Raw genomic sequence first — 13,127 nt, forward strand, 5'->3', positions numbered from 1 at the left:
ACATCTAACATGGCCAGAAAGGGGATACCAATAATGAACGACGTACTAGCAATCATTGTTTTACCACATAACAACCAAGCTTTACGGCCTTTGACAAACAACCGTTGTCAGGCCTCCATTCCTTTCGGGAGCAGATATCGTATGATTGATTTTATATTATCAAGCATGGTTCATTCTTCTATTACCAATGTTAGCATACTTACATCTACGCATTATCGCTCACTCATGGATCATCTCGGAGATGGTCGTGACTGGGACCTTGATCGAAGACAGGATGGTTTATTCGTCATTCCTTTAGCTACAAAATATGAAGCTGACCAAGGGGACTTAGCTGTTCTCCACCAGCAACTAGAGTATTTAAAAAAATCCAAACAACAGCATGTACTTTTATCTTTCTCTTGTTTAATTGTAAACATTGATTTTCAGCCTATTCTTAACGATCATATCCATTCTGATGCTGATATCACAGTCCTTTACAAAACGAAACAGTTGGACGATAAAACATACATGGATATCCATATCGACGAAAAACAGATGACGATATCTGATGAAAACAATAGTAAACACGGGTTATTGGACTTATATATTATAAAAAAATCACTTCTCATACACCTAGTTGAGAACTATGCAAATCAATATAGTAAGTTTACAGATTTGTTGAAAAACACAGCGCTTTGTGGGGTTGTTCAAGGTTATCAATACGACGGTTATGTTACCAAAGTAACAACAATGAAAGATTATTATGATAGTAGTATGGATCTGTTAAATAACAGAAGTACTAGGAAAATGCTACATGCGCCACATGAAATTTACACAAAGCTTAAAGATGAACCACCAACCGTATATGGTGAAAATACAGTTGTGACAAACTCACTTATTGCTAATGGCTGCATCATTGAAGGGGAAGTAGAGAATAGCATTGTGTTTAGAGGTGTGCATGTGAAAAAAGGTGCGGTTGTAAAAAATAGTATCGTCATGCAACGTTGTGAAATTAATGAGAACGTATATATAGATGGCATTATTTTGGATAAGGAAGTCATCCTTGATCGTAATGTTTCATTAACTACAACGAATAATAGTCCATATGTAATAGAAAAGAATACACACGTTAAGGTTGATGATTAATGAACATAGTCTTTATTGCTTCTGAATCCGTTCCTTTCGTCAAAACAGGTGGATTGGCTGATGTGATTGGTTCGTTGCCCGAAGCACTTCAAGCAGAAGGACATCGTGTTCAAGTTTTCCTACCAAAATATAAATCTATCCCGAGTCACTTTCAAGAGCAGATGCATACCGTTGTAAAAGACGAAATCAAGTTAGGATGGCGTAACCAGTATTGTGGAGTTGAGGCACTTAGGCATGCAGGAATTAATTATTACTTTATAGATAATCTTTATTACTTCGGAAGAGAAGGTGTCTACGGATATTCTGACGATATTGATGAAGCAGAACGGTTCATATTTTTTTGTAAAGCTATCCTAGAAATGATGCCAAAATTAATTATGGAACCAGATGTTATCCATGTACACGATTGGCAAACTGCCTTAATTCCGCTGCTTATTCGTAATCACTACGGTAATCAACCTTATTACGAAAAAGTGAAAACAGTTTTCACAATCCATAATCTGAAATATCAAGGCATTTTTTCTAACGAACTAGTAGGAGATATCATTGAATTACCTCATGATTGGTTTCATGCTGGTGGAATTGAATATTATGGAAAGGTCAATCTATTGAAAGGTGGCATTGCCTACGCCGATGCTATAACAACTGTAAGCCCAACGTATGCAGAAGAAATTCAGACACCATTTTTTGGTGAAGGATTAGATGGTTTACTTCGGACGAGAAAAGATCAACTTTCTGGCATTATAAATGGGCTATCATTACTTGAATATGACACTACTACAGATCCGTATTTATATAAACGTTATTATGACCAAGAGGGGAAAGCAATAAATAAGAAAGCTGTACAAGAGCAATTATACCTTCCTGTAACAGATGCCCCTATGATTACGATCATAAGTAGACTAGTGGAACAAAAGGGCTTAGATTTAGTCATCCATGTGCTAGATGAGTTATTGCAGGAGGATATACAATTTGTCGTATTAGGTACTGGAGAGCATAAATACGAGCATACACTAAATGAATTTGCTAAGCGGTACCCAGAAAAATTTCATTTACACCGAACGTATAATGAGGAGTTGTCAAGAAACCTGTATGCTGGTTCAGACTTCTTATTGATGCCTTCCTTATTTGAACCGTGTGGGCTAAGCCAGCTCATTGCATTGCGTTATGGTACGATTCCGATTGTTCGTGAAACAGGTGGGTTGAACGATACCATTCTTTCATTTAACGAAGAATTGAATAGTGGTAATGGCTTCACATTTAAGAACTATAATGCCCATGATTTGTTATTTACGATCAGACGAGCGCTTCTCTTTTATCACGATAAGGTAAAGTGGGCACAGATCCACACGAATGCTCGGTCCAGTTCAGTTGGTTGGGCTAAATCAGCAACCATGTATGACGAACTATATCAAGAGCTTGTTGGCAAAATTAAGGAGTGAATGACGAGCATGTTCACAAACAAAGAAGCTTTTAAACAGGCATTTCTTGAGCGCCTAGTATCCATGCATGGTAAAGGTGTGCAGCAGTCGACTCTATCAGACCGCTATTATACACTTAGTTCCATGGTTAGAGAATATATTAGTACTACCTGGGTAGAAACCAATGACTATTATAAAGAAAATGGAGCAAAGCAAGTATATTATTTGTCGATGGAATTTCTGCTAGGCAAGCTTTTAAAGCAAAATTTAATGTATGTAGGAAAATATAGTTTATGTAGTGAAGCCTTATCTGAGCTCGGTATTGATATACATGAATTAGAAGAACAAGAGTCTGATCCCGCCCTTGGAAATGGTGGCCTTGGGCGGCTTGCAGCTGATTTTATGGATTCTTTAGCTTCTTTAAACTTTGCTGGTCATGGTTGTGGGATCAGATACAAATATGGGCTATTCGAGCAAAAGATTGTCGATGGCTATCAAGTAGAAGTCCCAGACTATTGGTTACAGGAAGGAAATGCATGGGAAGTTCGAAAATCAGACCGATCTTTTCAAATTCGTTTTGGCGGTAAAGTTAACATAACGGAACAAGCTGGTGAAATCATCGTGGAGCACGTTGATTATGAACCTGTCCTAGCCGTTGCCTATGATATGCCGATGGTCGGTTATCAAAATTCAACAATCAATACATTAAGGTTATGGAACGCTGAGTCGATGGTTAAAGACATGAATCTTACAGAGCTATCCAAACAAGGATATCATCATGCGATGGAGTATAAACGCCGAACAGAAGCAATTTCTGAATTCTTGTATCCTGATGATTCTACACCAGAAGGAAAAGCACTGCGATTAAAGCAACAATACTTTTTAGTTTCGGCAAGCTTGCAAAGTATTGTGGCGCGATTTAAGCGGCTGCATGATGACATGAAATCTTTGCCAGAATACATTGCTATTCATACGAATGATACACACCCTGTACTCGCGATTCCTGAACTGATGCGTATATTAATGGATGAAGAGCACCTTGGATGGGAGGAAGCGTGGGAGATTACCACGAACACGATTTCCTTTACGAATCATACGATTTTAGCAGAAGCTTTAGAAACATGGTCGATCGATTTGTTTCAATCTTTATTGCCAAGGATCTATTTAATAACCGAAGAAATAAATGAACGCTTTTGCAAACAGCTCTGGATCCGCTATCCTGACGATTGGGATAAAATTAGAAATCTGGCAATTGTAGCTGATCATCAAGTGAAAATGGTCAACTTAGCTGTTGTAGGTAGTCACCATGTGAATGGTGTTTCTAAGCTACATAGCAACATTTTGCAGAAAGAATTATTAAAAGACTTTGCTAATTACTTCCCACAAAAGTTTTCAAATAAGACGAATGGCATATCCCATAGACGGTGGCTTTTAATGGCCAATCCGCGCCTTACTGAATCAATCTCAGAAACAATCGGCACCTCGTGGATTTCAAATCCAAATGAACTTCGAAGCTTGAAGGCCTATAAAGATGATCATAGTTTGCAAGATCTACTAGCTGATGTTAAAAAGCATAACAAGCATAAATTAGCCTCTTGGATACAAAAAGAAACAGGAATTACTGTTGACCCATCATCATTATTCGATGTGCATGTTAAACGAATTCATGCTTATAAACGCCAACTATTAAATATATTTCATATTATTGATTTGTATCATAGATTAAAAGAGAACACAACGACACTCAGTGTTCCACGAACGTTTATCTTTGCTGGTAAAGCTGCGCCTAGCTATCATTTAGCAAAAAATATTATTAAGTTGATTAACGCTTTAGCAAAAGTAATTAATCATGATAAATCGATTAATGATCAACTAAAAGTTATTTTTATAAAAAATTACGGTGTATCTATTGCAGAAAAAATAATCCCAGCGGCAGACGTTAGTGAGCAAATATCGACAGCAAGTAAAGAAGCATCTGGAACAGGAAACATGAAGTTTATGATGAATGGTGCATTAACGATTGGAACCCATGATGGTGCTAACATAGAAATGGCTGAAAAAATTGGAGAAGATAACATCTTTCTATTTGGTCTCAAGCCTGATGAAGTACTGCGTTATTATGCGAACGGACAGTATAACGTGAGGGACGTATATGAAGAAGACAACCGCTTGAAATATATTATGGATCAACTAATGTATGGATTGTTTTCTAGAGAAAGAGCTGATTTCCAATCCATCTACTATAGCCTGTTAAACCATGACGAGTACTTTGTGTTAAAAGATTTTGCTTGTTATGTCGAAACGCAAAATAAGGTGGCACATACGTATACTAACCAACAAGAGTGGCAGCGGAAATCAATCATAAACATTGCTCAATCCGGTTATTTTTCAAGTGATCGAACGATTAATGAATATACGGAAGACATATGGAAAATTTAGCAACTTTAGCGTAATGAATGGAGGGGTTGTGCAATCAAGATTCATCACAATTCTCATGATAATTACTACCGATATCCGTTTGGAGCGGTAATTACAAAGACAGAGATCACCATTCGCATAGATGTGCGCATCGAAAATATCACAGCTGTCTATTTTTGTTGGCATCTAGATGGGGAAGATGAGCAACAAGAATTAATGGCAATTCATTCAGAAACTGATGAATGTTCCACTTATGATGTTACTTGGATGGCACCGGCACATCCTGGCCTTGTTTGGTATTATTTTGCCATTCATAATCAGGACGGTAGTATGTATTATGGCAATAATCAAGATGGGTATGGCGGAGTTGGAATCGAAATAACGGGAAAGCCACCAAAATACCAGATAACTGTCTATCAGGATGTGTACTTACCGCCAGCATGGTTCCAAGGTAAAGTGATTTATCAAATACTAGTTGACCGTTTCTACAATGGTCATACCGATAACCAGATATTACATGCTAAAAAAAATAGCGTCATACATTCACATTGGGAAAATGATCCTCTCTATATCCGAGGAGAAAATGGAGATATTTTGCGTTGGGATTTTTATGGAGGAAATTTATTAGGCGTCATTAAAAAATTAGCCTACTTGTCAGAGCTCGGCGTTGATATTATTTACCTTAATCCGGTCTTTCAAGCACCTAGCAATCATAAATATGATACTGGTGACTACCATAAGATTGATGAAATGTTTGGCAATGAGGAGATATTTCAAAAGCTTTGTGACGAAGCAAAAAAATACGGTATCTCTATTATCTTAGACGGCGTATTCAGTCACACAGGAAGCGACAGTAAATATTTTAATAAACAAGGAAGTTATGACTCTATCGGTGCTTATCAATCCAAAGATTCTCCTTACTTTTCCTGGTACCGATTTCATCAGCATCCAGAAGATTATGAATCATGGTGGGGTATTGATGTAATGCCAAATGTAAATGAACTAGATTCTTCTTATCAATCATTCATTATCGATGCTAAGGATAGTGTCATTAACTATTGGCAACGCTTTGGCATTATTGGTTGGCGTTTGGACGTTGCTGATGAATTGCCGGATCAATTTATAAAACGAATGAAACGACAGCTGCGTACAAATAATCCTGATTCGGTGTTAATAGGAGAAGTATGGGAAGATGCATCTAATAAGATTAGCTACAGTGAACGCCGGGAATATTTACTTGGTGATGAACTCGATTCCGTAACAAATTATTTGTTAAGAGACATGATCATACGCTTTATTCTGGGACACATTGATGCCGGTGAAGTACATCTGAAAATGAATAGCATGTTAGAGAACTATCCAACAGAACACTTTAATAGTCTTATGAATATTGTTGGCACACATGATACACCCCGAATTTTATCATTAGTAAATCAAGACGTGGATGATGACACAGCATTAAAGCGTGTCCAACTTATCTCTATTTGGCAGCTATTACTTCCAGGCAACCCTTGTATTTACTATGGTGATGAAGCGGGATTAACCGGGATAGAGGAGCCTTTAAATCGTCGAACTTACCCATGGGGAAATGAGAATAGTCAATTACTAAACTGGTATAGAAATATACTAAAAATTAAAAAGAAATATAATGTTTTTCAAACTGGGGACTTTGAATCGTTCCACATACTAGAAGATCTATATGGATTTAAAAGAAGTACACAGTCAGTACAGACATTAGTTTTAATCAATCGAAGTGATCAAGAAAAAAATATCAAGCTGGAAGACTGGCACACTGAAGATACAGTAATGTTAGTCGGAAATAAGGATGCTTTTCATGATGGAATAACAATTCCGGCTTTTGAAGCAGTAGTGTTAATTAAACAATAAATCGCCTCATCTCTCTTCTTAATTTAGGAGAGATGAGGCGATTTATTTTAATTATTGGATTAGAGATCATATAAATTTGTACAAGTTTCTAGCTCCATGCGCCAGAAACTAGGTGAATTCAAGAATCGCACTACGATAAGTCATCATCAAATCGCTCCAGTCGCTACGGTTCTCGGACGACGCTCTGCGATTTTCTTATGAGATACCTCTCAATGGTGTTAATGGAGCGGTTGGATACGGTCTGTTAGTTGTTAACAAGTACTCATAAATTTTTTGTTCAAGGGAAATTCCTTGTTCACGAATTCCTTGATTGCCAAACAAAACGTTAAACTCTAGTATATATGCTTTTCCATTCGAGAAGATTACATCAAACCCGGCATGGTTAATATTTAATTGCTTCGCTACATTTTGTACGAGCTCTACAGCTTCACTTGGAATGAAATCAAAACAAAGATCTCCGCCTTGTGCAACATTGTGTAAAAAGGCACCCTCTGAACCTACACGCCAATACGCAGTAACCACCTCATCACCGACGATACAAACACGCAAGTCTTTATCATCATTTGGTAGATATTCCTGCACATAAAGCGCATCTACTTTATCGGCATATGCTGAGAATTCCTGTTCATTTGTAATTAAGAAAACACCATTCCCCATAGAGTTTCTCGCTTCTTTACCCACGAATGGAAACGGAAATGTTTCTAAGATTGCTGCACGATTGTATTCTGTATTTGCTAAAATCTCTGTGTATGGCACATGCTCTGGACAAACCGTCCATAATGCACGTGTCATTTCGATTTTACTATGACCTAACTGGATCGTCTCAATACTAGGAAAGATAGACTTTTTCATTCCATATACGAGAAATGTAGTTTGCCAGTTTTCAGGGAACAAAATAACATCCGCATCACGAATTGCTTCTAACTCACGAAAGCTTTTATCTGGCTTAATATATTTAACACCCGGAATTCCAATCGTGCGGAACGGGTTAAATGATAGTATTTTCATTTTCATCGCCTCTTTAAGCAAGATGTCTTAAACTAGATAATTATAAGTTGGAACATGCTCGTTCGTCAATCTTTATTTTATAGGCTCTGCAAGTAAAAGTTTGTTACTTTTTAAGTTTCATAATTGAAATGATATCCGTCGTAGTTTGGAGAGTGCTTGCACCGCTCCGGAAATCCACTTCGCGCACCTTAGTGGTGCTAGTGAGCCTCCTCGCGCGTTCGCGCTGCGGGGTCTCACTTGCACCACTAGTCCCGCACGAGTCGAAGTGGATTTCCTACGCTGCTAACGGGATTGCTCTTTACGTCGGTGATTGGAGCTCCAGGCAGTCGACTCCTGCGGGACAGCGCGAGCTGAAGATCCACTAGAGAAGCGCACTATGCTTCTGAGTTAGCTGAAGCCGTGCCTGTTTAAAGAAAAGCACTTTAAACTAGCGAAAAGCGACTGCCTGGAGCGGAAATCACAAGCACTACGTTACGACTCATACTAGCTGTTTTGCGAAACAACAAAAACATTAGAAATCAGCCTTTTAATATAAAGCTTGTGATAGCAACACAAAGTTGCCCATCAATTTCCAAAGCATAACTTGCACAATCTAGTATAATAGAAGATAAGTAGAGTCGATTAGACAAAGGGAGAGGAGATATAAAATGAAAATTTTCCACACAGCGGACTGGCACTTAGGGAAATTGGTACAAGGTGTTTATATGACAGAAGACCAACGCTATATATTGGAGCAATTTATCGAAGCAATCAAAAGTGAGCAGCCGGATGTAGTCATTATTGCCGGAGATTTATATGATCGAGCTGTGCCACCAACAGAAGCAGTTAATTTACTAAATGAGGTTTTAGAGAAAATCGTGCTCGATTTAGAAATACCTGTAGTCGCGGTTGCTGGTAATCATGACAGCCCAGGACGTTTACATTTTGGCAGTAGTATATTGAAGAAAAACGGTTTACATATCGTCGGCCAATATACAAAAGACACGCTACCTGTGAAATTAACGGATGATGCAGGCGATGTTTACTTTCACCTCGTTCCATATGCAGACCCAAGTATGATCCGACACGCATTTGATGATGAGACGATTCAGAATCATCATGATGCGATGCGTAAAATAGTAGAAAATATCGAAAACAACTTTAGCATGGATAATCGCCATGTTTTTGTCGGACATGCCTTTGTTACACCGTTTGGAGAACAAGAAGAAAATACGAGTGACTCAGAACGACCACTTTCTATCGGTGGCGCTGAACATGTAGATGCGCGTCTTTTTACGAATTTTAACTATACTGCACTTGGCCATCTACACCAAGCACACTATGTTATGCAAGAAAACATTCAATACGCAGGATCTCCATTAAAATATTCTATTTCAGAAGAAAATCATAAAAAAGGATATTTGATTGTAGAGCTTGATACTGAAGGCCATACACATGTTGAGAAACGATTGTTATCACCTAAAAGAGATATGCTTACGGTTGAGACGACAATCAATGATTTATTGCAGCACGAGACGGATGAGGATTATGTGTTCGTCCGTTTGTTAGATGAAACTCCTGTACTTTCCCCAATGGAAAAAGTACGGTCAGTATACCCTAATGCCATGCATGTAGAAAGAAAGGTACAAATTAGTAGTAGTGGAAATGTACTAGAAAAGCATAACATCGAACGCCATAAGATGGATGATTTCTCCTTATTTAAAGCTTTTTACAAAGAGGTAAAAGGATCAGAAGTTACAGAAGATACGTCCAACCTGTTCAAACAAGTATTAGATGAACTTCTACTAGAAGATGATCGCGTCCAAACAACAAAACAAACAACATCCAAATAAGAGGGGAGGACAAACAAATGAAACCTTTAATACTAAAACTAACTGCATTTGGTCCATATAAACATACAGAAACAATAAATTTTGATGAATTAAAGTCAAATCGATTATTCGTAGTGTCAGGCAATACTGGTGCCGGTAAGACGACGATATTCGATGGTATTTGTTTTGCCTTATATGGCTCGGCAAGTGGGGAAGACCGCAACGATTCCAAGTTATTACGTAGTGATTTTGCTGATGATACTGTTCATACAGCTGCAGAGCTAGAATTTGAGCTTCATGACCGGCAATATCGCATCCTTCGTCAAATTGGTCATGTAAAGCAAGGAAATAAAGTCGCTACAGGAGAACGCTATGAATTTTTTGAAAAAATAAACGGAAAAGAAGTGCCTTGTGTCGACCGCCAGATTGTTTCTGAAATCAACAAAAAAGTAGAAATCATTATCGGCTTAACGCGTGACCAATTTAGTCAAATCGTTATGCTTCCACAAGGAGAGTTTAGAAAACTATTAACCTCTGAAACAGAAAACAAAGAAGATATCTTGCGAAGAATTTTTAAAACCGAGCCTTACAAGTATATTAGCGAAAAACTAAAAACAAAGAAACAACTAGCCGAGAAATCATTCCAGCAAGAGCTACAGCAAAGGGACAGTTATGTTAAGCGCGTCGTTGCTACATTGCCAGAACGAGAAGATTCTGCTTTGTTTCAGGTGATGGAGCAAGCACATTATAATATCAATCAAGTCGTAGCTGGACTTGACGAAGAAGTGCATTATTACGAACAACAAATTACAGCGAATGATACAAAATATAAGGATGCTTATCAAAAACATGATCAGAATCAGACGGAATATCACAAAGCGAAGGCTGTTAATGAACGATTCCAGAGCTTAGATGAAAAAAAAGCAAGCTATAACAAATTAAACGAGCAAGTACCACAATTCAAACAAAAGGAAAAACAATTAGAGCAAGCAGAACGAGCCAATCTCGTTGATGCTCATGAAAAACATGTCAAAGAATGGCGAGATACTGTTAAAGTAAAAGAAAAAGCATTGCAAGATGCATTAGAAACAGAAAAAGTAGCAAAAAATTCCGAGCAAAAGGCTGAAGAGCAATACCAACAACAAGAAAATCAAAAAAGCGTGCGCGAATCAATTAATAAAAAGCTTGATCGCTATAACGATTTTTTACCAACTGTTCGTGATTTGAATGATAAAAAACAAGCGTTGTCTAGTTTACTAACAAAAGTAAAACAATTAGACGATCAAAGAAAAAATTTAGAAGCACAACTTAGAGAAAAAAGAGAAGCAAAGAAGCATTTCAACACACAAATAAAAGAACTCGAAAGTGCGACAAATCAGATTACCGATAAACAAAAACTGCTTTTCGATACAAGAGAAAAATACAAGGTAATAAATGATTTCAACACAATTACGAATGATTTGAATACATTGATGAACGAGCAGCAACAAAAGCAAATTATATTAAAAAAGGTGCAAGACAGCCATTATAAAATTGAACAAGCATGGATTAATGGCCAAGCAAGTGTGCTTGCAGAGCATCTCCATGACGGGGAAGCATGTCCCGTATGTGGTAGTGCTAGTCATCCAAATAAAGCAACAGTTTCATCAGAGGTCCCATCGAAAGATAAACTTGAAGCTAGTAAGCAGGAATTAAATAAAATAGAAAATGAATTTCATACCATTGCTGCTAAAAAGGAAACCTTAACTTCTCAGATTAACAATAAGCAAGAAGAACTTGAGGCCTTTCAGCTTGATCCTAAGCAAGCGCATAACCTTGTGAAGGATTTATTAGAAGCAGGTAAGCAATTGAAAAAAGAAGTAGATGAATTAAATAATCAACGCACCCAACTAACACAATTAAAAACAGATTATGAAAAGCTAGAAAATTCAATTGATCAACTAGACGATCATTATCAAAAAACGAACCAAGCGTATAATGAAAATCATGCCATGTATGAAAAAACGAAAGCAGTTTATCAAGAAAAAATTGATGTTATACCTGAAGAATTACGATCTTTATCAGAATTAGAGCAGCAAATTGCGCAAACAAAACAGCTCAAATTAGATATGGAAAAAGCATGGGAATCTGCGCAAAAGCAGTTGCAGCATGCAAGAGACACATATACAAAAGCAACATCTAATAGTCAACATGCAAAAGATCAACTTCAAGAATCTGTCTCGAAAACTGAAAAAGCAGAACAGGCATTCAAACAGGCTCTAACAAAGTCATCCTTTGAATCAGAGGAAGTGTACCAAAAGGCAAAATTGACGGAAAACGTTCGTGAAAGTCTAAAAACTTCAATCGAACAATTCAATCAATCACTAACACTTGTTACAAATCAGATTACGGAGTTAAAAACAGAGTTAAAGGATCAAAAGAGAATTGATTTAACAGAGTATAAAAATGAAATAGAAGCTTTAAGAACTGCCTATGAATCCGCATTGAACGTATTAAATCAAACAAAAGAATATCGTAAAGAGGCACTAGAGCTAAAAATATCGATCATTGAAGCGAATCAACAAGTTGAAGAACAAGAGCAGTTGTTAAATAAGATCATCGATTTATATGATGCCGTTCGTGGACAAAACAGCTTAAAAATCTCATTCGAGCGTTATTTACAAATTGAGTACTTAGAGCAAATCATTTTGGCGGCTAACGAAAGATTAAAGCAACTGTCTAACGGGCAATTTCACTTAGTACGAAGCGATCGTATCGAAAGTCGAGGAAAGCAGAGTGGATTAGGACTTGATGTATATGATGCCTATACAGGGGTTACGCGCGATGTAAAAACATTATCTGGAGGAGAAAAATTTAACACCTCTCTTTGTTTAGCATTAGGTATGGCGGACGTTATCCAAAGTCACCAAGGCGGCGTATCCATCGAAACGATGTTTATTGATGAAGGATTTGGATCTTTAGATGAAGAATCTTTGAACAAGGCGATTGACACGTTAATTGATTTGCAACAATCTGGGCGCATGATTGGCGTAATTTCACACGTACAAGAACTAAAGGCAGCGATTCCAGCTATTCTTCAAGTAGAAAAAACAAAAGAAGGCTATAGTACAACAAAATTCGTTGTGCAATAAAACAAAAGCGCAGTGCACCGGTTAGCGACGTACGGACTGGGACTGAACCGTAGGACCAGAGTAGGCTTCGAAACTTTACCTCGCACGAAGAGAATTGTTCTATATTTTCGATGGAGTAAGGAAACATGCCCCTGCATAAGGGGTATGTCGACGTTGGACGACAAGTCCGCATTTAGTCGACCTTCCATAAAACCTGAACCGATGTTGACTTATCGTGTCATGAGGTGAGGGAAGTCTCGCTAGTCGCTGGCGCTCGGAGCTGGCCGTGGCTAATGCTTAATGTTATCCACATTTAGTATATTTTGTAATTTCCTATGCAAATAAAA

Annotated in this window: 7 protein-coding genes; 6 read left to right on the plus strand and 1 reads right to left on the minus strand. The window is 37.7% G+C overall.

The genetic code is table 11. From position 1 onward, the window contains the following. Positions 1-33: 33 nt before the first annotated feature. From glgD to ACI6MV_RS08675, 4 genes are all read left to right on the plus strand, one after another. Positions 34-1,125 carry a glucose-1-phosphate adenylyltransferase subunit GlgD gene (glgD, locus tag ACI6MV_RS08660; RefSeq protein WP_407269882.1) on the plus strand — a complete coding sequence of 364 codons (1,092 nt, stop codon included), beginning with the start codon at positions 34-36 and terminating at the stop codon, positions 1,123-1,125. Continuing rightward, a complete protein-coding gene (gene glgA / locus ACI6MV_RS08665) occupies positions 1,125-2,567 on the plus strand; it encodes a glycogen synthase GlgA (protein WP_407269883.1) in 1,443 nt (480 codons plus the stop codon). The genes glgD and glgA overlap by 1 nt, the downstream gene beginning before the upstream one ends. 9 nt (positions 2,568-2,576) lie before the next feature. Then, positions 2,577-4,985, plus strand: coding sequence for a glycogen/starch/alpha-glucan phosphorylase (locus ACI6MV_RS08670; protein WP_407269884.1), 2,409 nt, complete (start codon positions 2,577-2,579; stop codon positions 4,983-4,985). Between the two features lie 123 nt (positions 4,986-5,108). After that, complete coding sequence (locus ACI6MV_RS08675) at positions 5,109-6,851, plus strand: glycoside hydrolase family 13 protein (protein ID WP_407269885.1); 1,743 nt, start codon at positions 5,109-5,111, stop codon at positions 6,849-6,851. A gap of 195 nt (positions 6,852-7,046) precedes the next feature. Here ACI6MV_RS08675 and ACI6MV_RS08680 read toward each other — a convergent pair whose 3' ends face one another. Beyond that, positions 7,047-7,859 carry an ATP-grasp domain-containing protein gene (locus tag ACI6MV_RS08680; protein WP_407269886.1) on the minus strand — a complete coding sequence of 271 codons (813 nt, stop codon included), beginning with the start codon at positions 7,857-7,859 and terminating at the stop codon, positions 7,047-7,049. Positions 7,860-8,506: 647 nt separating this feature from the next. Here ACI6MV_RS08680 and ACI6MV_RS08685 point away from each other — a divergent pair. Further along, a complete protein-coding gene (locus tag ACI6MV_RS08685; protein WP_407269887.1) occupies positions 8,507-9,691 on the plus strand; it encodes an exonuclease SbcCD subunit D in 1,185 nt (394 codons plus the stop codon). A 17-nt stretch (positions 9,692-9,708) separates the two neighbouring features. Next, positions 9,709-12,801 (plus strand): AAA family ATPase, encoded by a 3,093-nt coding sequence (locus ACI6MV_RS08690; protein WP_407269888.1) that lies wholly within the window; start codon positions 9,709-9,711, stop codon positions 12,799-12,801. The last annotated feature ends 326 nt before the right edge of the window (positions 12,802-13,127 follow it).

Origin of the sequence: Radiobacillus sp. PE A8.2, from assembly GCF_045635475.1 — a bacterium.
Lineage (GTDB): Bacteria > Bacillota > Bacilli > Bacillales > Amphibacillaceae > JBJGXI01.

Excerpts from the sequence above, each read along its gene's own strand:
- glgD (WP_407269882.1), top strand. The coding sequence starts at position 34 with ATGAACGACGTACTAGCAATCATTGTTTTACCACATAACAACCAAGCT.
- glgA (WP_407269883.1), top strand. The coding sequence starts at position 1,125 with ATGAACATAGTCTTTATTGCTTCTGAATCCGTTCCTTTCGTCAAAACA.
- ACI6MV_RS08670 (WP_407269884.1), top strand. The coding sequence starts at position 2,577 with ATGTTCACAAACAAAGAAGCTTTTAAACAGGCATTTCTTGAGCGCCTA.
- ACI6MV_RS08680 (WP_407269886.1), bottom strand. The coding sequence starts at position 7,859 with ATGAAAATACTATCATTTAACCCGTTCCGCACGATTGGAATTCCGGGT.
- ACI6MV_RS08685 (WP_407269887.1), top strand. The coding sequence starts at position 8,507 with ATGAAAATTTTCCACACAGCGGACTGGCACTTAGGGAAATTGGTACAA.
- ACI6MV_RS08690 (WP_407269888.1), top strand. The coding sequence starts at position 9,709 with ATGAAACCTTTAATACTAAAACTAACTGCATTTGGTCCATATAAACAT.